This is a genomic window from Bacillus sp. HNG (assembly GCF_003400205.1).
Taxonomy (GTDB): domain Bacteria; phylum Bacillota; class Bacilli; order Bacillales; family Bacillaceae_L; genus Ferdinandcohnia.
This window is the reverse complement of record NZ_QUQV01000004.1, coordinates 225,555-250,752: the sequence shown is the minus strand read 5'-3', so window position 1 is coordinate 250,752 and position 25,198 is coordinate 225,555. Positions and strand designations below refer to the sequence as shown.

Annotated in this window: 22 protein-coding genes; 4 read left to right on the top strand and 18 right to left on the bottom strand. The window is 41.2% G+C overall.

Annotation, left to right across the window (positions count from 1 at the left end):
• Positions 1–81: 81 nt before the first annotated feature.
• Both DZB84_RS09970 and DZB84_RS09965 read left to right on the top strand, forming a co-directional pair.
• Positions 82–672 carry a xanthine phosphoribosyltransferase gene (locus tag DZB84_RS09970; RefSeq protein ID WP_116352103.1) on the top strand — a complete coding sequence of 197 codons (591 nt, stop codon included), beginning with the start codon at positions 82–84 and terminating at the stop codon, positions 670–672.
• On the top strand, positions 672–1,976 hold the full coding sequence (locus DZB84_RS09965) for a nucleobase:cation symporter-2 family protein (RefSeq protein WP_116352102.1): 1,305 nt from the start codon (positions 672–674) through the stop codon (positions 1,974–1,976). Before DZB84_RS09970 ends, DZB84_RS09965 begins: the two co-directional genes overlap by 1 nt.
• A 797-nt stretch (positions 1,977–2,773) precedes the next feature.
• On the opposite strand, the gene DZB84_RS09960 is transcribed toward DZB84_RS09965, so the two are convergent.
• From DZB84_RS09960 to DZB84_RS09895, 14 genes are all read right to left on the bottom strand, one after another.
• On the bottom strand, positions 2,774–3,439 hold the full coding sequence (locus tag DZB84_RS09960; protein ID WP_116352101.1) for a hypothetical protein: 666 nt from the start codon (positions 3,437–3,439) through the stop codon (positions 2,774–2,776).
• Positions 3,440–3,547: 108 nt separating this feature from the next.
• Entirely contained in the window at positions 3,548–4,696 is a 1,149-nt protein-coding gene (locus tag DZB84_RS09955) for an SEC-C metal-binding domain-containing protein (RefSeq protein ID WP_116352208.1), read from the bottom strand.
• Positions 4,697–4,994: 298 nt separating this feature from the next.
• A complete protein-coding gene (locus DZB84_RS09950) occupies positions 4,995–5,915 on the bottom strand; it encodes a ribose-phosphate diphosphokinase (RefSeq protein WP_116352207.1) in 921 nt (306 codons plus the stop codon).
• Positions 5,916–6,073: 158 nt separating this feature from the next.
• A complete protein-coding gene (locus DZB84_RS09945; protein WP_116352100.1) occupies positions 6,074–6,667 on the bottom strand; it encodes a hypothetical protein in 594 nt (197 codons plus the stop codon).
• A 98-nt stretch (positions 6,668–6,765) separates the two neighbouring features.
• Positions 6,766–7,653 carry a formyltetrahydrofolate deformylase gene (gene purU / locus DZB84_RS09940; protein ID WP_116352099.1) on the bottom strand — a complete coding sequence of 296 codons (888 nt, stop codon included), beginning with the start codon at positions 7,651–7,653 and terminating at the stop codon, positions 6,766–6,768.
• A 145-nt stretch (positions 7,654–7,798) separates the two neighbouring features.
• Positions 7,799–8,947 (bottom strand): M20 family metallopeptidase, encoded by a 1,149-nt coding sequence (locus tag DZB84_RS09935; RefSeq protein ID WP_116352098.1) that lies wholly within the window; start codon positions 8,945–8,947, stop codon positions 7,799–7,801.
• A gap of 147 nt (positions 8,948–9,094) precedes the next feature.
• Positions 9,095–10,012 (bottom strand): nucleoside hydrolase, encoded by a 918-nt coding sequence (locus DZB84_RS09930; protein WP_116352097.1) that lies wholly within the window; start codon positions 10,010–10,012, stop codon positions 9,095–9,097.
• A complete protein-coding gene (rbsK, locus tag DZB84_RS09925; RefSeq protein WP_116352096.1) occupies positions 10,009–10,929 on the bottom strand; it encodes a ribokinase in 921 nt (306 codons plus the stop codon). The genes DZB84_RS09930 and rbsK overlap by 4 nt, the downstream gene beginning before the upstream one ends.
• 274 nt (positions 10,930–11,203) lie before the next feature.
• Positions 11,204–12,313 carry an ROK family transcriptional regulator gene (locus tag DZB84_RS09920; protein ID WP_116352095.1) on the bottom strand — a complete coding sequence of 370 codons (1,110 nt, stop codon included), beginning with the start codon at positions 12,311–12,313 and terminating at the stop codon, positions 11,204–11,206.
• Between the two features lie 78 nt (positions 12,314–12,391).
• Positions 12,392–13,144, bottom strand: coding sequence for a sugar isomerase domain-containing protein (locus DZB84_RS09915; RefSeq protein ID WP_116352094.1), 753 nt, complete (start codon positions 13,142–13,144; stop codon positions 12,392–12,394).
• On the bottom strand, positions 13,141–14,271 hold the full coding sequence (gene nagA / locus DZB84_RS09910) for an N-acetylglucosamine-6-phosphate deacetylase (RefSeq protein WP_223254406.1): 1,131 nt from the start codon (positions 14,269–14,271) through the stop codon (positions 13,141–13,143). Before nagA ends, DZB84_RS09915 begins: the two co-directional genes overlap by 4 nt.
• 1 nt (position 14,272) lies before the next feature.
• Positions 14,273–16,264, bottom strand: a complete 1,992-nt coding sequence (locus DZB84_RS25550) for a glucosamine-6-phosphate deaminase (RefSeq protein ID WP_116352092.1) — start codon at positions 16,262–16,264, stop codon at positions 14,273–14,275.
• Between the two features lie 16 nt (positions 16,265–16,280).
• On the bottom strand, positions 16,281–17,489 hold the full coding sequence (locus DZB84_RS09900; protein ID WP_116352091.1) for an AGE family epimerase/isomerase: 1,209 nt from the start codon (positions 17,487–17,489) through the stop codon (positions 16,281–16,283).
• Positions 17,490–17,507: 18 nt separating this feature from the next.
• Positions 17,508–19,022, bottom strand: a complete 1,515-nt coding sequence (locus DZB84_RS09895; protein WP_116352090.1) for a sodium:solute symporter family protein — start codon at positions 19,020–19,022, stop codon at positions 17,508–17,510.
• Positions 19,023–19,469: 447 nt separating this feature from the next.
• Here DZB84_RS09895 and DZB84_RS09890 point away from each other — a divergent pair, with 447 nt between their 5' ends.
• Positions 19,470–20,402, top strand: coding sequence for an LCP family glycopolymer transferase (locus tag DZB84_RS09890; protein WP_116352089.1), 933 nt, complete (start codon positions 19,470–19,472; stop codon positions 20,400–20,402).
• A 114-nt stretch (positions 20,403–20,516) separates the two neighbouring features.
• Positions 20,517–20,966, top strand: coding sequence for a hypothetical protein (locus DZB84_RS09885; protein WP_116352088.1), 450 nt, complete (start codon positions 20,517–20,519; stop codon positions 20,964–20,966).
• Between the two features lie 27 nt (positions 20,967–20,993).
• On the opposite strand, the gene DZB84_RS09880 is transcribed toward DZB84_RS09885, so the two are convergent.
• The 4 genes from DZB84_RS09880 to DZB84_RS09870 form a co-directional block, all read right to left on the bottom strand.
• The gene (locus DZB84_RS09880) at positions 20,994–21,527 is read right to left on the bottom strand and encodes a nucleotidyltransferase family protein (protein ID WP_116352087.1); all 534 of its coding nucleotides are present in this window, start codon (positions 21,525–21,527) and stop codon (positions 20,994–20,996) included.
• A 44-nt stretch (positions 21,528–21,571) separates the two neighbouring features.
• Complete coding sequence (locus DZB84_RS24890) at positions 21,572–21,721, bottom strand: hypothetical protein (protein ID WP_189655207.1); 150 nt, start codon at positions 21,719–21,721, stop codon at positions 21,572–21,574.
• Positions 21,722–21,772: 51 nt separating this feature from the next.
• Positions 21,773–23,452, bottom strand: coding sequence for a methyl-accepting chemotaxis protein (locus tag DZB84_RS09875; RefSeq protein ID WP_116352086.1), 1,680 nt, complete (start codon positions 23,450–23,452; stop codon positions 21,773–21,775).
• 717 nt (positions 23,453–24,169) lie between these two features.
• The gene (locus tag DZB84_RS09870; RefSeq protein WP_116352085.1) at positions 24,170–25,141 is read right to left on the bottom strand and encodes a Gfo/Idh/MocA family protein; all 972 of its coding nucleotides are present in this window, start codon (positions 25,139–25,141) and stop codon (positions 24,170–24,172) included.
• Positions 25,142–25,198 lie beyond the last annotated feature (57 nt).

Sequence of the window (25,198 nt, the reverse complement as noted above, 5' to 3'; positions counted from 1 at the left end):
AAAGCCTGAAGGTCATTGACTCACTCGTATTGGGGAGTGCAATGATGTTCAGGCTTTTTCATTTATAAGGAGGAAACTCAAATGGAACTTTTACAACAAAAAATACTTAACGAAGGTACCGTCCTCTCCGACCACGTCCTAAAGGTCGACGCCTTTTTGAATCATCAAATAGACCCACAATTAATGGTCGAAGTCGGCAAAGAATTCGCGCGCCGATTCGAAAATGACCGTATCACAAAGGTTTTAACGCTCGAATCCTCAGGGATTGCGCCTTCTATGATGGCAGCGCTCGAGCTTGGAGTGCCGGTGATTTTTGCGCGAAAAAGAAAATCTCTTACACTCGTAAACGACCTACTTACTGCGTCCGTTTATTCTTTTACGAAAAAAGAAACCAATGAAATTTCCGTTTCTCAGAAATTCCTCGAACCAACAGACAATGTGCTGATCATCGATGACTTTTTGGCAAATGGGCAGGCTGCACTTGGTCTTGCTAGCATCGTAGAGTTAGCTGGCGCTAAAACCGCTGGAATCGGTATTGTAATTGAAAAGTCCTTCCAAAACGGGGGTAAACTGCTTCGCGACAATGGTTTCAAGGTTGAATCTCTCGCAAGAATCCAATCTCTCGAAGGTGGAAAAGTTACATTTTTAGAAGAAGTGGGGGTTGGTCGCTAATGAAAGGGAATCTATTTAAAACAGCTTCTCTCGGAATTCAACACGTACTCGCGATGTACGCAGGTGCCGTGATTGTGCCCCTCATCGTCGGTGGCGCCATCGGCTTATCAAGTGAGCAGCTCACGTATCTTGTTTCAATTGACTTGTTAATGTGTGGAATCGCAACGCTTTTACAGGTGTGGAAAAATAAATATTTCGGTATCGGGCTACCCGTTATGCTCGGTTGTACGTTTACAGCAGTCGGACCAATGATTGCAATCGGAGGACAGTATGGGATATCCGCGATTTACGGTTCGATTTTAGCTGGCGGTGTATTCCTTGTTCTCGTTTCTACTATCTTTGGTAAGCTCGTAAAATACTTCCCTCCAGTCGTGACCGGTTCAGTTGTTACCATTATTGGGATTACGCTCATTCCAGTTGCAATGAACGACATGGCGGGCGGAGTTGGAAGCGCAGATTTCGGTTCAGTTCAAAACCTTGCCCTTTCATTCGGAACTTTATTATTCATCTTAGTGTTGTATCGTTTTGCAAAAGGTTTTATGCGTCAAATTGCCATTTTACTTGGTTTAATCGTTGGAACAGCAGTAGCTTATTTCTTAGGCAAGGTTGATTTTTCAGCAGTAGCAGATGCGTCTTGGATGCACATGCCGAAACCATTCTACTTCGGGATGCCAACGTTTGAGCCATCAGCGATTATCATGATGATATTAGTTTTAATCGTGGGGCTTGTGGAAGCATCAGGCGTTTACTTCGCACTGAGTGATATCACTGGTAAAAAACTATCAGAAAAAGAGATATCAAAGGGATACCGCGCAGAAGGAATTGCGACCATTTTAGGCGGAATTTTCAACGCGTTCCCATATACAACGTACTCACAAAACGTTGGACTAATCCAACTTTCAGGTGTAAAAAAGAACACTGTAATCTACGCTGCTGGGGCATTTTTAATTATACTTGGATTCCTTCCAAAAGTTGGCGCGTTCACAACTGTTATTCCAACACCAGTTCTCGGCGGAGCGATGCTTGCGATGTTTGGAATGGTTATTTCTGCGGGAATCAAAATGCTTAGCAAAGTTGACTTTTCATCACAAGAAAATCTATTAATCATGGCATGTTCAATCGGAATGGGACTTGGCATCACAACCGTCCCAACCCTATTCGCAAACCTGCCAAAAGGCGTCCAAATCATAACTAGTAACGGAATCGTCATCGGCAGCCTAACAGCCATCGTGATGAACCTCATCTTCATGAAAAAACCGTCAGAAAAAACGGTCCAGGTGCTGGAAGGTCAGAAGGCATCGTAGGGACACAGGGACAGGTTCACTGTCCCACCGCTATTCTAATAAAATCAAAAAGTAGCTATCTATGTAGCTACTTTTTTCTATGTTTAAGAAGGCTCATTTCTTAAAGATTGTTGCTATTAAAACATAGGGTGATTTCGCTTCTGGTACTCGCTTTCCGCGGGCGATCCGCAAGCCTCCTCGCTTCACTGCGGGGTCTCGCTTGGCTCGCTATTCCCGCAGGAGTCTCGTACCATCCGCCAAAATCACAGGAAGGCAAACAATTACTATTTTCCTTCGCACAATCATATCCAAAAAAAACAAAATTTACGAAAACAGCCTTTAAGAAAGAGACCGCGTGACCCGCGCTGCTAACCTAGTTCCCAGTCCTCTATCTCTTTTATTTTCTTCAAAAACATATGATGAAATTCAAGAATGTACCTATAATTCAAAGCAGATTGAATCATTTATCCAGCAAATGGACAAAGGGGTACAACTGTACCCCCTTGCAAACGGTAGACAAACTCTCGTATACTGCGTTTTTTTCCTCTCTCGTTGTGATCATTCAACAGCCTCTATTCGCGTTTTCAATCGATTGCCCGCTTCGACTAACAAGCGTTTTAAAGACAATCTGGCAAATAATTCAAATCTAGGTATCTTAGGAAAAGTCGTGCAGACAAATCCGGTACTGACCTTCAAACGGGGTACAACTGTACCCCCTTCTTTGGATCTCTATCATCGATAATTTGATTCTATCGGCGATAATCTATTTCTATCGGTGTTATTTCTATTCTATCGACGATAAACCGATTCTATCGGCGTTAGCATTTTCTCCCCCTCAACAACTCGATCCCCACCCAAATTTTCCATATAACAAATGCTCCAACAAAGGTTAGGATACTGGAGATGATCCCGATAACCGAACCCCTCCCATATAACGCTTCATATGCGCCTGAGAAAAGTACGATTAAGCTTATGATGATAGTAAATATGCCCAATGCCTTTGAAAACAAACCTGTTTTTAAAATGAGATTTCCTACTTGAATGAGCCAGATGCTCAGACAGATGCTAGAAAATACAGATATGACGAGTCCTAGTTCAATCAATGGGTGGATGGTCGTGATGGTTTCTTGGATGTTCTGATCTTTATTAACGAGGTCGTGAAGGGCGGCAGTTGGTAGGAGCATGTAAAAGGTGCAGGAAAGTAGATGAAGATAGGCGAATCCGGATACATTTGAGCTCATTTCCGGATATCCTGAACGAAGTCGCGCATCAATCGCCTCAACCGTCCAGAATACTAGAATCATAGCGAATGCGCCGGCCAGCAGTAATACCCAGTTCACAACGGGATAAGTTGCTAGCGAAAGCACAGTTGACTCGTAAACATCCTTCCCCGCTACTGCAACCGTTTGTGAAATAACCATCACAAGTACAAGCATCAACGCAGAAATTATTGCAAAATAACCACCGAGTCGTTGGCGGACCATTTATGGATTCCCCTCCTTACTTTTTTACTACTTTATTCCTAGAGGAATCAGAACATGTCAAGTCGAAGGCAAACAAAAAACGGTGAACCCCAAAACAGGGTTCAACCGTTATTTTCCACAACACTTCTTATATTTCTTTCCGCTGCCACAAGGACAAGGGTCGTTTCTGCCTACTTTATTCTCATTTCTAACCGGGACTGGTTCTTTTATTGCATTTTGGAACTGCATCTCTCTTCCCAGTGCTACCTTCTTCCATTCCAGTAAATCTGGGTGTTTTTCTCTTACAATTGTGTAGAAGCTGTAGGCAACTTGCTCTATCTCGATTAGGGAATATTCATATTCGTATTCCATATGGGCATTGAACTCGGGGAGAGCCTCTTTTGAAAAATGAAAACTAATCGCTTCAATGATGGGCTCCTGCTCATCCAATTCATCCGTTTCACGATAAGCTTTTCGTAACTCCTGAAGTGCGAGATCCGTTTTAATATTCCCTAAGATTGATGCGGCATAAATGACTGATTCTGGCTCTCTTACATAAGGAGCAACCTCTTTTACTACTTGATCCGATCGAAAACGAACTAAGGCTGCCGAAACCTCCTCCAATAAAAAGTCATCATCTCTTATTAACAAACTTGCAAAAAGAGGGATATGTTTTTCAAGATTTAGTAACCCGGCCATGTAGACATTCATGATTCCATTTGAGGAAAACCAATCATTATTGGCTTCCTCGGACAACACAATATCAATTTCTTTCTCTGTGACCCACCCTTTTTTCACAATATACTCAGATAGTTTTTTCGCCGATTGGTAAAAGTCATATCCTCTGGACGATGATTTATCAAGTTTATTCAAAACTTCTCCGTACATTGAATAAACGTCTTCCTCTGATCCATTTTCAATTGTTTCGAAGATCTCCCAGGTTTGTTTAGGAATATATTTTTCAAGCCGCTCTTTATTTTTAAAAGCAAGTGAAGTGTCAATATTATTTAATAAGTTTAGTGCTTGGTGACGATTATCCCGGTCCATTGTTGGAATATTGTCGATTAGAATGTTTAGCGCCTCTTCATTGATTATTTGATTTTCTATGTACATTAAAATGTCGGATTGCTTCTTTTCGTTTCGGAATGCTTCTTTTAGCAACTCGACCGTCCATTCCTCTGGAACAAATGGGTATTCATGAAGCGCATGTAGGACGGTTTGTTGGATTAAGATATCATCTGAGAGTAAATGTGGTTTGATTGTTTCTAAAAATGACATGGGATTGAGTCCTTTCAATTGGTATTCTATTTCAATTAACATTCCATCGGTTTGAATATCCCCATTATAACCATATTTCATTGAAAATAGGGTATTTTTATTATTTGAGCTTGAGCACAAGGTTAGCTATCGGCGATAATTCGATTCTATCGACGTTATTTCATCTCTATCGACGATAATCTATTTCTATCGGCATTATTTTCATTCTATCAACGATAATTAAAATCCTATCGACATTAACTTGATATTCACCAAAAAAAAGCCGCCCCACTCAGTGGAACAGCCTCCGCTCATTTTTCTATTCAAATAAAGGACTCACAGCTCTTTCATTGTGTATGCGGTCGATTGCATTAACTAGCAATTGAGCCACGGAAATGGTTGTGATTTTATCGATTTGTTTTTCTTCTGGTAATTGAATGGTATTTGTGACGACCAATTCCTGAATTGGCGAAGATTCGATTCTTTCAATTGCTGGACCGGATAAGACTGGGTGCGTGCAGCATGCGTATACTCCTTTTGCCCCCATTTCCTTTAAAGCTTTTGCAGCAATGGTTATCGTTCCGGCTGTATCGATTAAGTCGTCGATAATGATCGCATTTTTCCCTTCGATATTCCCCACGATGTTCATGATTTGTGCCACATTTGGCTTCGGGCGACGTTTATCGATAAAGGCAATTGGTACATTTAGTTGACTTGCTAATTTTCTTGCACGCACAACTCCACCTTGGTCAGGCGCAACCACGACGACATCCTCAAGCCCTTTATCAGTAAAATATTGCGCCAGAAGTGGCACACCTAGCAATTGATCCACAGGAATATCAAAGAATCCTTGAATTTGTGGTGCGTGAAGGTCCATTGTCAAGACTCTGGTCGCACCCGCTTTTTCAAGTAAATTCGCAATGAGCTTAGCCGTAATTGGTTCACGTGAGCGCGCCTTACGATCCTGTCGGGCATACCCATAATACGGAATCACAACATTGATGTTTTTGGCAGAAGCTCTTTTAAGCGCATCAATCATGATCAATAATTCCATCACATGCTCGTTTGCGGGTTGTGAAGTTGATTGAATCAAATAAACTTCACTTCCACGTACACTTTCATCTATATTAATATGAATTTCCCCATCACTGAAACGTGAAACTGAACATTTCCCCAACTCACAACCGAGTAACGATGCCATTTCCTCTGCTAGTTCTGGATTTGAATTTAAACTAAACATTTTAAAACACTCATTCAATTGGTAAGCCACTGTTCGTCCTCCATGCAAAATATAGTCTATATATAATATAACCTATCTTTACAATCTTTACATAGTGCCAAGTTACAAATTTCGACAGAAATAAATTGGAAACCCCGATTTTACAGGTTTCAAGTAACCTAGTGGTATTCTCCAAACCCTATTATTTTAAATTCCATTCCTTCTTTTGCGAAAGTATATTGAAATTTTTTTAATTCAGGATATTTACTTTCAAAAATTAACTCATATTGATTATATCGGCGTCTAAAATCAAAAACTTCACCCTGCTCATTAAATTCAATGTTGGGGTAATGTCCTATCATCGAAAAGGAAGCTGCCATTTCCTTCACGACTGCATCTTTCGCTAGGCGGTCACGCTCTTTATTAGTAAGTTCAGGATTCGTAAGTTGACGAAGTACCTCAACCTTTTCAAATCCAACCTTTTTTAAATAATCTTCAGGGTAAAAATAGGGGGTAAATAATTCATATGTAAAGAAAAAAACAATAAAAAGGCTTGCCATTATTCCAATTGAAAGCTTATATCGCAAAGCGGACATCCACTTATTTAACTTTTTAACTACCCATACTATAAACATTATGATGAGAATATAAATGACAAATTCTATGAAGAAGTGGATGAAAAGGAAATTTAGGTAGTGTTCGCTTTTCATAAAAACAACAAACAAAAACACACCAAGTAATGATAAAAATGCTTTCTGAACGAGTTCACGCACCCTATCCCCCCTTTTACTTCCTATAAAAGGTATTCGATAAATAAAAAATTTATCCTTCCCTTCAAAAAAAGGAGCACCACGAGTGGCGCTCCTACTAGTTAAAACACAATTGTCTTATTATGATCCACGATAATTCGGTCCTCAAGATGCCATTTCACTCCACGCGCAAGCACGCTTCGTTCGACGGATTGACCAATTTTCTTCAATCGCGCTACATCGTCACGGTGATCCACACGTGCAATGTCTTGTTCAATAATTGGGCCCTCGTCCAGATCGTTCGTTACATAATGAGAGGTTGCTCCGATTAGTTTTACCCCGCGTGTATAAGCACGCTCATACGGTCTTGCCCCGACAAACGCTGGCAGAAATGAGTGGTGGATGTTAATAATTTGATTTGGATAAGCCGCAACAAAATCGGGTGTTAACACCTGCATGTAACGCGCAAGCACGATCAAATCAATGTCATAGTCTTTTAAAAGCTGTAATTGCTGTTCCTCCACCTGTTTGCGGATATCTTTGTTCGCTGGAATGTAGACAAACGGAATGCCTAGATTTTCAACAACTGGTCTTGCATCTTCATGATTGCTCACGACTAGTGCAATCTCCGTCATTAAGTCGCCACTTTGCCATTCCCACAAAAGTTCGTGCAAACAGTGAAGTTGCTTGGAAACAAAGATCGCCGTTCTTTTCACATTTTGAACGTCAATTAGCTTCCACTTCATTGAAAATTTTTCGGCAACTTCTAAAAATGCAGACTCCATCTCTGACTTTTTCTCCGTTAAGGATGGGCATTCAAATTCAATTCGAAGATAAAATGTTCCTTCTTGATGATGAGTAGAATACTGACTGGACTCAATGATATTGGCATCAAATGAATATAAAAATGCAGAAATGGCCATCACGATCCCCGGTTGGTCCGGACAACTCACCAATAGCCTTCCATGATTTTGGTGTTTGCTTTGAAACTCTTCCTTGTTAAAATACATGATCATTACCTCACAATAATTAATGAGGAATATTATAACAGTATCATGAATAGTTGTCTAAACAATTCGGAAACTTTTTGGGACAGTGGGACAGGTCCCTCGTCCCACACGATTTCCTTGGACACTGGACCTTTCCCCATGTCCCTTACTCATTCGCCAGTTTTTCAATCAATAACGCAACCAACGCACTTCTAACCGGCATTTGTGAGATAAGTAAATGCTCGTTTGAAGCGTGAGCACCGTCACCAACTGGTCCTAACCCATCCAAGGTTGGCGCAAATTGTGAAGCAAAGCTACCGTCACTACCGCCACCACTTGCTTGGTCTTCTAAGTCAAAATCAAGGTATTCCTTCGCTATTTCCTTCGCTGTTTCAAACATTTTAGTGATCTCTGGTGTTTTTACCATAACTGGACGGTTGATGCCACCTGTAACCTCGATGGTTAAGCCTTCCTTAGATGGCGTCAAGCCTTGAATCAACGGAATGATTCGATTAAATTCGGCGGTGTTTTTCACACGCAAATCCAATTCTGCCTCCGCTTCAGCAGCCACCACGTTGGATGCACTTCCGCCTTTTACTAATCCAACATTTAAGGTTGTTCCTTTTTCGAAGTCCGTTAAGCCGTGCAAATAAAGGGTTTGTCGAGCAAGCTCCTCAATTGCACTAATGCCTTTTTCGGGCTCAATGCCGGAGTGTGCTGCACGTCCCTTTACTTGTATCGTGAACATACCGACACCTTTGCGAGAGGTTTTTAGCTTTCCTTTCGTAGATGCTGCCGCGGATTCTAGAACAAGCACATATTTGCTCTTTTTCGCTTCTACTTCGATTAGCTCGCGTGAAGACTCACTTCCAATCTCCTCATCTGTCGTAAACAACATAACAACCTTTGTTTTCAAAGGAACTTGGAGTGTCTTGAGCGCATGTAGTGCAAACAACCCTTGGACGATGCCGCCCTTCATATCGAATGAACCTGGTCCGTAAAGCTTGTCTCCATCAATCCGGAATGGAATTTCTTCAAGCGTGCCCTTTGGCCAAACTGTGTCCATATGCGCTAAAATCAATATTTGCTCATCACCCTCACCAAACTCACAGCGAAAGTGATCCCCGAAATGCTCATTGTTAAACTTCTGAACCGAGCCACCTACATATTTTTTATAAAGGTCCTGAACCTGCTCGCCCACCTGGTCTACCGCTTCCTTATCGTGAGACGGAGATTCCAACTCTACTAAGCCCTTCAAAACCTCCACCATTTCAGACTCTTTCTCTTTTAAAAATGCTACAACCTGCTGTTCCATTACAATGCCACCTTCTATTGGGACGGAGATTTCTCTATCCCATCCATTTGAGACAGAGATTTCGTGTCCCTAAAAAATTTATATATTATAACAATATTACAACAATTGAACCCATGCTACTATTTTTATAGCATGGGTTCAAAAATTCTATTGTGCAGTGGGCACTCTTTTTAAAAAGTGATCTAAAAATGTTGACGCGTCGACCTCGGTGCATACTTGGATTTTTGGATTTCCTTCCGGTACTGGTACTGTTCTGCCATCTTCTTTTCCTTCAGAAATCACGTCAACTGCTATGTACTTCGTCTTCACTAAGCTCGGATCAATCGCTACACCAACTGCCAATGGATCGTGGAGGCCACAACCACCGATTCCTGGGTTAGCGGACTCGTAAAAGTCATGATAAAAGCTGACCATGTCTGCGAAAAAGTCGCCAACCTCTGAACCACGCCATGCATCTACTTTATCTCTTGGCAACAATGTCTGCATCGTCACATCTAAACCAATCAAAGTTATCGGTAAACCCGACGACAACACGATTTTTGCCGCTTCGGGGTCTGTAAAAATATTCGCCTCAGCATGTGGTGTTGCATTTCCCGGTACGAAGACCGCACCACCCATGATCACGACTTCGGAAACGTGTTCGACAATCTCTGGTGCCTTTTGAAGCGCGAGAGCAAGATTTGTCAACGGTCCCACTGCGATAACGGTTATCTCATTGGGAAGCTTTTTGACCTGATCAATAATAAAATTAACAGCAGTCTGAGTTTCAGTGGATGCAGCAGGTTCAAAATCCAACACATTTCCTAGACCATCTTCTCCATGTACCTTTTTCGCAAAACCTTCACGATTCGCACGAGACAGTGGCTTTTCCGAACCCGCAAATACCGGGATTTTTTTTCCTAGCTTCTCTAAAACCGCTAGCGTGTTTCGTGTCGCCTCATCAACCGCAACATTTCCATAGCTTGTAGTTAAGCCAAGAATATCTAGCTCCGGTGAATTAACGGCATAGGCAATCGCCATCGCATCATCTATTCCTGTATCCACATCAAAAATAATTTTCTTCATCGTTTTCCTCCAAAATTTTGCGTTTCTTCTCGTGTTGGCATTGAGGCTTGAGCACCTTTTTTTGTAACGGTTAACGCCCCGACCACATTTGCAAATTCAGTGGCTTCTTGCAGATTTTTCCCGCTCACGAGTGCTGTAGCGAGCGCACCCGCAAATGCATCACCCGCTGCCGTCGTATCAACCACGGACACTGTGTGTGGGTTAACAAAGAATGTTTCGTTATCCCGCAACACAACGACTCCTTTTCCACCTAGCTTTGCAAATACTGTATCAACACCTTTTTTCAATAACTTCGTGCCAGCCATTTTTGCAGATTCCGTATCCAAAATTTTTTCATCTGCGACAACTCCTAACTCACTCTCATTCGGGACGAGATAGGTCACTTTTTTATAAAGCTCATCAGGAAGCGTTCGTGCAGGAGCAGGGTCGAGCACAACTGGAACATTGTATGTATGTGCAATATTTGCAACTTCTATTACTGTTTCCAAAGGAATCTCGAGTTGCATCATAACAAGCTTTGCCTTACTAATGATCTCCTCACGTTTTCTTACATATTCAGGTGTCACATGGTCGTTGGCACCTGGTGAAACAATAATGCTGTTTTCTCCATCTTCATTCACGCTAATCACAGCCACGCCAGACGAAACGTCGGGAATTTTTTCAATAGCAGAAGTGTCCACTCCGACTTCGTTCAATCCTTTTAAAAGCTGCTCGCCAAAAATGTCCTCTCCAACGCAGCCGAGCATTGCAACCGAAGCCCCAAGCCTCGCAGCTGCATACGCTTGGTTACCACCTTTTCCACCATTTCCCGTAAAAAAGCCATGACCGAGAACCGTTTCTCCCCATTCTGGCCGCTGCTTCACATTTACCACCATATCCACATTCAAGCTACCTACAACCACAATATCCGCAGCCATCTGACTTCCCCCAATCTTTGAAAAAACAAGATATTACTAAGGTTTATTATAGACAAACTAATAAACAGTGGCAAAACTGTTGAGCGGTTGATTAAACGTGGGGGTATAAAAGATTGACTCTAACTGTGGAAGTTGTCTTTGGGATCAATTTTCCGGCGGTTTCGTTTTGGTGATTTGAATCTAATTATGCGTCTTCGCCCGCTAGCCCCAGCTTTGCCCTATCCCAACTACAATCAATCCAAAAAAAGACAGGGGTCTCACCCCTGCCTTGTCTTTACTCCCTTTCAAAATCCAACACGACTGCGGTTGCGGCACCTAAGGATTGAGAATAAGGTTCATTATTAAAATAAATTTGTGTTTTGGAATACGGAATTTTGAGGGCGTTTTGCTCAAGATGACTCAATAATGATTCTTGAAAAGCTCCATATTGGTTATAGGGACTATCAATTACAATTGTACCCGGATTAAGCAAATGGATAATATTGATCAGGGAGGTTGCTAAATAAATTCCATACTTTTTAATTTGTTGCTGAAGTTGCTCCCTACCATCGGGTAACTCCTTATCCTCCATTTGATCTAGCCATTCCTGGAAGGCTTTCCGGCTTATCATTTTCTCTAAGCAGCCGCGTTGGCCACAGCCACATAATGGTCCGTTTGGATCAACCGAAATATGACCAATTTCCCCAGAAGTCCAGCTGTCACCATTCCAAATCTGACCCGCTGCCGTAAAAGCTCCGCCTATTCCATCGCCGATCCGAATATAAAACGAGCTGCTGGTACAGGATTCATCCATAATCCCTGCTGAGCACAAGGAAGCCAAATTAACATTATTTTGTATAATAATGGGCACTGGTATCGATTTTTCCAGCTGGTCACTTACCTGGATATTCTTCCAACCCAGATTTGTAGAATGATACACAATGCCTTCACTTGCATTCACAATTCCAGGAATTCCAATGCCAACACCGATAACTTCTGGATGTTCGCTCAGCAGGCTCTCAACTATTTTTAGAATCTCCCCACATACCTTTTCCCAGTCTTTTCCGTCTACCTCACAAAATCCGCTAGTAACGGGTTGTAAATAAAAATCTGTCACCATATATTCAATACCGTCATGGTGAATAGCGATCCCAATCGCTTTGAAGGCATTCTGATTCAATTCAATAACAATTTTTGGACGACCAGCCTTATTTACATCTTTAACTCCGACCTCATTGATGACGCCATCTTTCACATATTGATCGACAATCAGGGAAATGGTATTTTTGCTAACACCCATCGCCTTCGCCAAATCTTTTCTTGAGGTCTGTTTATATTGGCGCAAAAGGGATAAAACCTTTTTCTGATTTTGTTCTCGTAAAACTCCCGGGCCTCTTGTTTTCATTTCTCTGTCCTCATCTCTCTATCCACTAACATACCAATATTATACCAATTGCCCCTTCTAGAGTAACGGGAAACATCCTTATAACTTCTTAATCTTATGTTTGAAACGAGAAATAAATTGGTTGTTCCATTCGTCGCCACCAGTAGCGTTCCCACTTTTCCAGATTGGTGGCTGAATTCCTTGTTCTACTAGTTTGGCCGTCGCTTCCATGGAAATGGAATTGACAATATAGGCATTAACAAAAGTTGAGACGGCTCCCACTTTTTGATCCAGATTTTCAATTTCAATTACAGCATCCCCGACATTGATTTTTGAATCAATGGCAAGGTCGACGACATCATGCAGATTTTGTTTGGATGGATGCCTTGCAGGGTGATCTTTTGGTGTGTCTAGCGCATGCTGTTTTGAGGATATGCCAATTGTTTTTACTCCTACTCGCTTGGCTTCCAAAGCTGCATCGATTGTAGCCGCATTTATCCCGTACGCATTAATAATAATTAATAGATCACCCGATTGTAATCCATAATCATCTAACACGATTTTCCCGTATCCAGGTGTTCGTTCAATCGCCATCGACCTTAGTGCCCCACCACTTAATAAGGTCCCTTCATCTAAAATGGCACTGACATGCATCAGTCCACCCGCACGAAAAAAGAGCTCCTGGGATGCTAGATTTGAATGTCCACCTGGCCCGTAGGCATAGACAATTTTATCTTCCTTAATCTGATTTGCGACTATTTCTGCGGCTTTCATGATATTCTCTGATTCCGTTTCAATCACTTGATCCATATATGTTTTCACTTTTTCATAGTATTCCAGCGCATACTTCATTCCTTTTCACCCCTATACAAAACGTTCCCAGCCTTGATTGTTTCAGTCACTTCCATACCCTTTTTATATAAAATAAGATCGGCGGGAGCCCCTACTTGAAGACCATGCTCGAGCCCCATGATTTTTGCAGGTAAAACAGATGCCTTTTCAATCGCAGTAGGTAAATCAGTGACTCCCATCTCAACGATTCGGTTTACACCCCAGAGGATACTTTGAGCTGAGCCAGCAAGTAATCGTGGCTCCCCTCTTAAATGAAGCCGTCCTTCTTCTGTTAATGTCACTTCCCCACCAACAGCAGCCGTATATTCCCCTGCTGGCAAGCCTGCTAGTGCCACACTATCACTGATGATGACCATTTTTTCCTTTTTCACTTTTTCAATCACTTTTAACACGGAGGTTGGAAGGTGAAATCCGTCTGCAATCACAGTTGCTGCTAACTCATTCTCTGCCAACTGGTCCCACAAATAATTCGGATGTCTTGGAAGCATGACATGTGCTCCGTTACCCAAATGGGTCGACATTTTCGCACCTGCTTTAACCGCTTTTTGAATCTGCACTGAGTTCGCATTTGTATGTCCAATGGAAACAAGGATTCCTGATTCAGATGCTAATTTAATAAACTCCTCCGCATGCTCCCAATCTGGTGATAATGTCACGATTTTGATGAAGCCAGATTCATTTAACTTCTTAAAAAACTCCCAATCAGGAGCTTGAATATATTCCCGGTTGTGAGCCCCCCGCGGTCCATCTTCGACTGATAAAAATGGACCTTCTAAATGAATACCGGCAATCATCTGCCGTGCAAGCTCATTTTTTGAAACGGCATTTGAAATTTCTCCAACCAGTTTCACCATATTTTCAGAGGAATTCGTGATGACTGTTGGATAAAATGACGTCACTCCTTGTTCAAGTAAACTCAAACAAACCTTTTCAATATCGGATTCAGTTAGATCAAGAGAATTAAAATCAACCCCCATATATCCATTTACTTGTAAATCAACAAATCCAGGTGCAATATAGGTTTCACTTTTCACATCAGTCGGTTCAATCGATTCAATGATTCCATCTCTAATTTCAATCCGTATCCCGGTATTATTTTTATAATGAAGTCCTTCAATAATAACCATCCTATTCATCTCCAAATGAGTCTTGATCGACATAAAGATATGCATGCTCATGTGTTCGTAAAATGGAGGCAGGGCATTCTGTGCTAATGGGACCATTTAACGTTTGATAGACTGCTTGTCGTTTCGTGCTTCCTGGAACGATGCAAAACATAGATTTCGCAGATAATAGAGTTGGAATGGTTAGCGTCCACGCATGTGATGGAACTTCTTCCAATGAAGCGAAGCAGCCATCGTTTACTTGCTGTTGCCTGCACATGGCATCCAGTTCTACTTTTTTTATTACCTTTTGATCATGAAAATCCGCAACAGGTGGGTCATTAAATGCGATATGGCCATTTTCACCAATGCCAAGACAAACGATATCAATTGGCTGCTCTTCTAAAAGCTTCGAATAGCGCTCTAGCTCATTTTCATTTGAGCTATCAATGAGGTGAACCTCTTTAAATGGTACTTTATGAAACAATCTTTCTTTTAAAAAGTTCTGAAACAGCTGAGGGGCTTCCTTATCAAGTCCGACATACTCATCCATGTGAAAAGCAATAATCTGATTCCAATGAATTCGGTCGTCACTGATCAAATGTTGTAAAAACTCATTTTGTGATGGAGCAGCAGCAAACACCATACGAATTTCTTCTTGCTTCTGTTGAAGCTTTACAATTTGATTAGCCACATCACGTGCTGCATATTCACCCATTTCATTACGTGTTTCAAAAACGTAGTATGCGAGTTTATCTTTATGTCCACTTCTTTTTACAGTCATTTTCCATTCACCTTCTAGTATGTTTTCAATTGCGTTCTGTATTTCTTTTTCCGTTTTTATATGAAAAGGCGCCGGTAAGCCAAAGTAATAAATGAATTCCTCAGCTTCATAACCGCCTTCCATTAGCTGAATTTGGGTTGGAATATATCCAATCATTCCATTGCTATAACCGAGAGCTAAGACTCGCGGGTCCAGGCTTTTTATATACTCACCGTACCCTTGAACCATTTCACCATTAAAAAAGAGAAAATGAAGTTCAGGGCCTATCTTAAAATATTGAATTTCCAGCAAAGTTTCGCTCTTCCTGCTATGTTTTTTCCAAATCTCAAGTACTTCGGGGTCGATCTCTTCATTCACGGTAAAGTTGGTTTGAAATTGTAAGGGTAGTTTGATAGTTTGGCTATTTAGCTGGTGACAAACGATGGTTTCTTCGGCGCCTCCAGATAAAATATCCTTAGCGAGCTGGTTACCAATCATCTCCATGTCATGAAGACTCCCCCGATAAAATTCATCTTCCTTCATCAAAGCTGGCCTAACGTCACCACAGCACCCCTGTAAAAAACCTATTACTGCCTGGGGATACGTCTCTTTTAACACCGAACAACAAACTCCCGTGTATTCTGCGGAAACAACATTCGTATCTGTTGATGTCGGATGGCAGGAAAAATGAATTAGCATTGCCTTCGTTTCTTGTTTTTCGTTTTTAAACGTGATAATCGTTACCTCTTTGTTGATCGGAACACTCGGATTAGGTCTCATCAGGATTTTATTTTCATGCTTCAATCGGCGGTAAACACCAATATCACTTATTGTTTGTCTTCGTGCGATGGTCACCGGTTCTTTATTGGCGATTGCGTATTCAACGCTTTTGACTATTTTTGCTTCCAATGATTCTAAAAAGCTTGGTTCAGGTTCGCCTAAAAGGCTTGTAAAGGCATTACTTGTTTGAGGTCCAGAATGATTATGTGTGGCGTGAAAACAGATAGATTCCTGTTTTAGAGAATACTCATCCGCTAACCTTCTTCTCCATTTCTGGACAAACCTGTCATCCCACCAAATAACATCTCCAACCATCAGCAAAAATGCATGATTCTCTTTTTCAAAATAATAGGTTTTAAGAAAAAGCGGAGAATGAACCTCCAAAGCACTCCCTTCCCGATGTGCAAATCCTGCCAACGGGATGGGAAGCTCGGGGGTAATATCGATTTCATAGGTACCCAGCAGTAAACTCATGATTCATTCTCCTCAATTAAAATAACTTCAGAATTAAAATAAAGTTTCGCAGGATATGGAACGGATCCTTGACCGGTAGTGCTACGACCTTTTGTAACGGTTTTCCCTGTCTATCCCTAATTTGAATCCACTCTCCGATTTCCTTGTTGTGATTTGGAAAGGTGGTAAAACTATATTCAAAAAACTTTTTATACCATTCTAAAAAGCGTTGTTCCTTCGTTTTTTTATAGAGTAATAGTAAGGTGTAGAGCGCTTCAGAATGTGGCCACCAAAGCTTTGTATCCCACGTATCAAGAATTAATTTTTCATACGGATCGTTGATTCGCCTTCCTTGTGGCTCTGCACCATCTTTATTAACAAACCGAAGCAGTCCTCCGTGTTCATCATCCCAACCTAAGTGAATCGACTGCAGGGTGACTTTGGATAAAAGCTGTAGGACCTTTTCATCCCGCTCATCGAGACTATGAACATGAAACCAAATCGATTCCAAAGCATGACCCGGATTAACATGGTTCGCAAGTAAGGTATCTTCATTACTAGCAGCCTCTGGTTTCAGTTCGACAATTCTACCATCCTCTAAAATGAATTCTTGAATGATTTTTTCACTGATGGATTTCGCCTTTTTCTTGACTGGTTTTGAAAACTTTTCGGCTGTCTCTTCTACCTCTTGTGCCACATTTAACATGATCATTTGAATTGAATGTGAAGAGTAACCAACCGGAATTGGATAAGGCTCTGTTCTAAAATGTCCATGCTTAATTCGTTGATGAATCGATTCATAGACAAGATAGGCTTGATCAAATGCAGCTTCATTTTTAAAGGCATCTGCATATTTATTTACACCTATGACAAAAAAGCAATCGGCAAACACACTGATGTCTTCCTGCACCGGTTTTCCATCATGAGTTACGGTATACAGAACATGGTTATTTTCCATGACAGTATGGTTCACTAAGAACTGATACGTTTTATCTGCCATCTTCTTTAAACGATTTTTATTTAAAGCAATCTTCCCTTGCTCCGCTAACCGATAAAGCTCCGCACATAACCAAAGGAAACGTCCCTGTGACCATGTGTATTTATCCTTGCTTACTAACGTACTTCCATCATTGGAGAAGCAGGTAAAAACGCCACCTGCTTCTTCATCAAACGCCTTTTCCCAAAACGGCCAAAAATTTTCTTCAATTTCTTTTTGATAAAAGCTTACTAGTTTTTGAGTATCCATGACGTATCTCCTTACTTGTTAAAGCGATGGTGTAATGTTCTTCGTATCTTTTGCTAACTCTTCATCAGATTTGCTGATCGCAGACAACATTTCTTCAATTTCTGGCTTAACTGGTTTATTTTTATTGAGTAATCCAAGACCAATGAATACTAAACCAGATGTAAAGATTGGGGCTCCAAGTTCCACATATAGCGCCCAATCAACACCATACTTTGTTAAAGCAAACATCGCTAATCCTGCAAGAATTGAGGAGATCGCCGCTTTTGAATCACTGTATTTAAAGGCAGGTAGTAAACCTAACAGCATCGGAATCGAGACTGGCCCGACCAACGCCGCAAACCAAGAAATCAATAACCCTAAAACTCCACCAAAATTATCTGAGAAAATCCCGATAATAAGAGTTAAGAACGTGAACGTAAAGGTAACTATTCTTGCAATTTTTAAAGATGTCTTTTGGTCCAATCCCTTAAATTTACCTGACATCACAGGTAGGATATCCCTAGTAATAACGGCTGAAATTGTATTTGCATCTGAGGAAGTCATCGACATGGTTGCGGCAAATAAGGAAGCTAGCACAAGACCAATTAATCCTGCAGGTAAAAGCTCCTGGGTGAGTAGTGCATATGATTGTGTAGGGTCTTCAAGATTAGGTAAAATAATTGGCGCCGCCCACATTGGGAAGAATAAAATTAACGGCCACACAAGATAAAGGACTCCTGAAAATATGGCTGATTTCTTTGCTTCCTTCCCTGAAGGTGACGAAATATATCGTGCTGCGAGGTTCCAAGTTCCCCCGTTATAACTAAAGAATACGATGAATACGAAAACTAATACATAGCCTAGCGTATAGGGCTCGTTGAATGGTTGACTATTTGCAGGCGGGAGTTTATCCCAGATTCCTGTAATTGAACCCCATCCCCCCATTTGATTTAATACAACAAAGAACATGACGAAACCTGCAATGATTCCAACAATAAATTGTGCAAAATCTGTCCAAAGGTCTGCCCAAATACCGCCGATCGTAATATAAATTAACGAAACGATTCCAGATAATAAGATTCCATAAACAATAGGGATACCGGTAAATACATTCAGTAAAAGTCCGATTGCTGCCCATTTCGCACCAACATCAAATAGTTTTACGAGTACACCACTCCAGGCCACTAATTGCTGGGTCGGTACATTGTAACGCATGGCTAAATACTCTGTTGGCGATTCGATATCAAGTTTCGTTCTCAATTTTGACCATCTCGGCGCTATAATGTAAGCGCCAATAATTACTGAAACAACAATTGGTAGTGCCCACCACACATACAAACTAAAACCATGTGTATAGGCCAAACCAGCATAGGCGACGAATACCGCACCACTGTATCCCCCAACATGGTGAGAAATACCGCCTAACCACCAAGGCAACTTACCCCCTGCAACGAAAAAATCCCTTGACCCTTGTACTTTATTAAACGACCAAAACCCAATTACCACCATAAGTAAGAAAAATGCAATTACGACTCCCCAATCCAAACCACTCATGTTTCTCCCCCTTTAATTTTACTCCCATTCATCCCCTTGTTGATTGCTGAAAAAAAGAGTTTAATCTCCTGGTCCCGTTCACCTCCTTTAATTAATCCTAATATATGACTAATTGTTTTAAAAATACCATAATCATTTTGATTTGTAAAATAAATTTAGAAAATTTCGTATAGTTTGAGCTACTGCCTCTTTTCACAGTATTGCGCGGTCCAGATTTTTGCATCTAAATTCCTGGATTTGCTTCATCTCACACATTTTTGCGTCTTTGGACCTATATTTGCGCCACCCACAGATTACGATATTTGCATCTCTTCTCCCCATTTCGACAAGTCCCTACCACGATTAGACATCTTTTTCACCAAACCTTGTAACTTTTTCTCTTCTCAAACGTCTAATACTTGTGTACTATTAATTCAACTAGTAATCTACGAAAAGGTGTTGATAAATATGAGTCGAGTTGACCGCCATTCGAAAAAGAATACAAAACGGAAATGGCCAAAAGTTGTTGGAACGATCGCTCTTGTTTTATTGCTAGCCATCGGTGGATACGCCGTTTATTTATATCAATCTGTTGCAAGTACAGTTGGAAAAATGCACAGCGACCGTGGTCCATCTGACAAACGTACAGAAGAAATTGATATCTCGAAAGCAGATCCGATTTCGATCCTGCTCATGGGTGTTGATGAACGCTCGGGCGACAAGGGTCGTACCGATACGTTAATTGTTGTTACCGTTAATCCAAAAACGAATTCCATGCAAATGCTAAGCATTCCGCGTGATACTCGTGTTGAAATTGTTGGAAGGAGTACTCAGGATAAAATCAACCACGCATACGCATTTGGTGGTGTGGATATGACGATTGACACAGTTGAGAACTTCCTAGATATACCAATCGACTACTATGTAAAAGTAAACATGGAGGGCCTCCAGCAAATCGTTGATGCGCTTGGTGGTGTCCAAGTGAACAGTACATTGGCATTCTCTTATGATGGTGCCTCGTTCTCGGAAGGACCGCAGACTTTAAACGGCGAGCAAGCTCTTAAATATGCTCGTATGCGCTATGACGACCCTCGTGGTGACTTTGGTCGACAGGATCGTCAAAAGCAGGTTATCCAAGGGATTATCGATAAAGGAGCAAGCTTCACTTCTGTCACAAAAATTGATGATATTCTTGGTGCGCTTGGCACGAACGTAAAAACCGATATTTCCTTTGATGAAATGAAAACTATCCAATCGAAATATAAGGATGCTCGCCATAACATCGAGCAATACAGCATCGACGGTGTTGGGCAAACCCTTGACGCATGGTACTGGATTGTTTCTGAGGAAGAACGTCAGGCCGTCTCTACACGCTTGAAACAACATTTGGAAATTCAATAAATTACTGAAAGCAACCGGTCACGTTCCGGTTGCTTTTTTACGCCTTACATATTTTCCTCCTTTTTCCACATACTAAGTGGACGACGGACCTGTGTCCCAAAGGAGGTTCTTACGTTGAAACTTAAAATTTTATTATGCATAGCGTTATTATTTCTATTCATTTCGCCAGCGAGTGCTGCAGAAAAATCACCATTTTTTGGAGTGAGTGCGACGGTGGTACAGGTGGAGGATGGTACATTTGAAGTAAAAACGAAAGGTGAAGAGGAAAACGAGGGATTTGTTTTTTCACCAAAAGGGGTTAAGGGTGGCGAAACGATTGTGTTCGAGGTCCAGGTGAAGGGCAACACTGCCGTTTATTTACTTGTGGACGAGACTGATGCACGCGGAACTTTTTTAGCGGAGAGTGTATCCGCAGTGATAGGCTTGCATGATCCGTGGCGAACAATTCAACTTGAGGTTGAGCTTCAGGATACCACTTCGCAAATCGATGCAATGGTACTTACCAACCAGAAAGAGAAAACCACATTCATGTTCCGAAATGTAAAAATGAGTGTAAAAAAATAAGGATGCCCGCGCACAGGCATCCTTTTTCTATCTTAATAACCTCTCGATTTTTTCCCTAATCCCATGTGGCAATGGCTGGTTCAAAGCACGTGCTAGCAACCATGGATGCTTCACACCATTCTTTTTAAAATGTTCCTCAATCAGTTTTGCCTTATCCTGTCTGTTTGGAATGAACATGTAAAGAATATACCAATCCTCAAGTGAACTTAAAGGAATTCCATCAAAACTCCCGACCACCGAGTTTTCGTCAAAAGGCAACCGATAAACCCCTTCTTGATGTTCAATTGCAAATCCTCCCATGCTATCGACATTATTCCCACCAACGATGAATTTCGCAAAATATCTCGTTCTAAAAGGGCGTAAAGCGTTTGCCTCAATCGGTGTTCCAAGCACCTCAAGTTTCTTATTGAACCAAAAAGCGTCCTCTTCATCCACCAACAAATCAATATCATTTGGATGCTGAACAAGTCCGTGAAAACTTAGTAATAACGACCCGCCAACACCCCAAACGATTTTTCGTTCGTCAATAGTAGCCACAATCTCCTTTAATGTTTCAATCACAATGATTCCTCCAAAAAGAAAGACTTGAGATTATCTCCCAAGTCTTACTCAACCTTTTTTGAAATTTCATCTAGCTTTGCTTCCATTCGTTTGACACGCTTTGAAAAACGCATCATATAGATGAGGACGGCAACAAAACTTAGTGGAACGAGAAATGCAAATAACTGAAAAAGAATGTCACCAATATTTACCACGCAGGATTTTCACCTCTCTGGGACAAGGGACCTGTCCCCATGACCCACAAATTACTTCACATTGAATTTCTGGATTAACATGTTGAGTTCACCAGCATTTTCTTCGAGCTGTTTCGCGCTTTTTGAAACTTCTTCCATTGAGCTGCTCGATTGTTGGGCAGTTGCAGATACTTGCTCGACACCCGCTGCCGATTCTTCCGCCACAGCTGCAATCCCTTCGATAGCTCCGCTGATTTCTCTTGTGTCATCAAGTATACCGTAGAGCGAGCTAGACATGGACTCAAACTGGGTACTAATATCATCGATCTTACGTTTTAAATCATTAAATGTTTCGCCAGTTGTCTGGATTTGTGAGGTACCTTCTTCAACAGATTGGTAGCCATCATCCAATGATTGAACGACTTGCTTCGATTCCGTTTGAATATCTTTTACAATCACTGTTATTTCTGCAACAGATTTTCCAACTTGTTCAGCAAGCTTACGAACCTCGTCCGCGACTACTGCGAAGCCTTTTCCGTGTTCACCTGCTCTTGCTGCCTCAATCGCTGCGTTCAATGCTAATAGATTCGTTTGTCCTGCGATTTCCTGGATCACATTCACAAGCTTCGTAATTTCATTCGTTTTGTTATCCAGCCCAACTACCATCGCGTGGGACTGCTTCATTTTTTCATGAATACTGTTCATCTGTTGAATCGATGTTTCCATAAAGGCGCTGCCATCGTTAGTCAGAGTTAACATTCCCTGAGATTGTTCCTTAATGTCCTCACCATTTACTGCAACCTGCATGATCTCCTGCGAGAAATTGGACATTTTCTCAATTAAAAGGGTCGATGAAGATGCCTGGTCCTCAGCACCCCGTGAGAGCTCTTCCATCGTGACCGCGATTTGCTGACTACCTGCCATGACCTCATCCGCATACTGGGTCAATTCCTCACTTTGACCAGTCACATGGTCTGAAACAACAGACATTTGCTTGACCATACCTCTTAAATTCTCATTCATATCATTAACTGCTGTTACCAACTGGCCAATTTCGTCTTTTAGCTTCGTTTTAATAGGCTCAGCGTGAAGCTCACCATTCGAAATCGCCTTCATCCGGTTTGCCACATTTTTCACTGGTCTTGCAATCACTACAGATGTATAAATGGAAATAATCGTTCCTAAAATAATAGCAATTGCAGCCACCACGAGTCCAGCGATATTGGTACTCTCACCGTAACTTACAACGTCGTTACCAGTTGAGACAATTTGCCGTTCTCGTTCTTTTGATAGTTGTTCAACTTGATCCATCAAGCCCCTAGCTCCCGGCTGAACATATGTCTGCAGATTGTGCTTGGCCAGTTCTTTATCACCACTATCATAAGGGATGAACACCTTTTCATTTATCAAATCACGCCATTTTTTTGTTTCGCGTAAAATTTTCTCCACTTCTTTAATCTTCATCGAGCCTAACTTTCGATCGGTTAAATCAAATTCCACGGAATAGATGTCATAATCATCTCTATAGGAAGATTCCCCATACAACACATATCCACGAGCCAACGCAATACTCTGAGCAATATTATATTTCAAACTATCATATTCTAGTAAAACCGTGAGTTCCTCGGATACCATGTCGTCCGTCTTTTGATTCATAGTAGACACAGAAAAATAATTATATGCCGCTAAGCCTATACAAAGGATGATGATGGCAAAAAAGCTGACAAATAACCGCGTACGAATACTTTTCATCTAAAGTACCTCTTTCTTGTTGAATAGTAATAGATCAGGCAAAAAATAAAGCCAATTCTGCTAGATTGGCTCAAACGCTTCATATATTTTGTTACATAGACCCTATGCTCCAGAATCCCGTTTTTTTCAGAGAGTTTGCCCTTTTCTACAAATATATGATTTTCTACCTATAGTATATAAGTTTTCGCACTTTTCAACAATACTCGACACCACAATTCCACTACTTTTTTACTATTAAATCTAACAATAGTTTCAAAAAATCTTCCCTATTAACTGGTAATACCTCTGGCAACTCAACACCTGTTTTCACTAGAATTCCTCCTTACGAACCACAGGGACGGTTCCTTTGGTTCCTATTTTTTATATGTTCTATCACTTGTAATCTAGTATTGCCGAAATTTTGGTAGATATACATTTTTACTAGAAAAAGTTTTGATAGATTTGAGGAAGGAATTTGCTAAGAACAGGAAAGTCGAATTAAAAACAGTATTTTGAGATTAAAAACAGGAAAGTCCATGTTAACGACAGTGTTTTTAAATTAAAAACAGGAAAAAGAGGAAGGAACGAAAAAAGCCAACCCAGGGGTTGGCTTCAGACTGTTGACAAACGCTCACATGACTTTAGTTGCTTGTCTAACAAGCGTTTTCAAGACAGGTTGGGGGGAGGTAATAAATATCTAGATATCTCGAAGACAACCCGAGGGTTGGCTTTTAATTTTTAATTACGAGCAGACGCAAGCGCCTGTTCAATTACACGCATATTTTTCAATGTTTCTTCAATGCTGTACATCGGCTGTTTATCAGAAAGAACACAATCTGCAAAATGCTCTACTTGAAGCTTGTACTGGTCACCTTGAACTGTTTCTTCTCGCTGGCCAGCTTCAGCATTCACGACAAGCGCTCCATTTCCACCTTCATTATCTGGACGGAATGCATGCTTGGCTAAAATAGAGCCCTTTGTGCCAACAACCTCATATGAAGCTTTAAAGTTTTGTTCAAAGCTCACATCGAAATTGGCAATCACACCACTTTCAAACTTCAATGTACCCGCTGCAGTAATATCAACATCATGTGTAGGATGAAGATTCGCTGCTGCTTTCACTTCAATTGGCTCTTCGCCTGTAATCAAGCGACTCGCATGAATGCAGTAACAGCCTACATCGTACAGCACACCGCCTCCAAGCTCTTTTTGCATCTTGATACTTCCAGAATTTAAATCATGTAGAAAGGAGAACGTTGAACGAATCAGTTTCACATCACCAATTTCACCAGAAGCAATGATTTCCTTCACACGGTTATGTTGTGGATGGAACTGATACATAAATGCTTCCATAAAAGTAACATTATTTTCTTTAAAAGCTGCCGACATCTCTTCAACGTCTTTCGATGTCAAAGCAGCTGGCTTTTCACACAACACATGCTTGCCATGCTTCGCTGCTTCAATCGCCCATTGTTTATGTAATTGATTAGGAAGGGGAATGTACACCGCGTCGATTTCAGGATCATTTAATAAATCTGTGTAGGATTCATAATGCTTAGAAATGCCTAGTTCTGTTGCAAAATCCTTCGCTTTTCCGCTCTCACTCGCAACAGCCACAACCTCTGCATTGTGTGCGCGCTCCATCGCTGGAATCAATGTATTTCTCGCAATTTTTGCTGTAGATAAAACACCAAAACGAACCTTTGTCATCGGAGTTCCTCCTATTTGTTTAGATACTCAACAAATCTATATTCTCATATTTTAGGA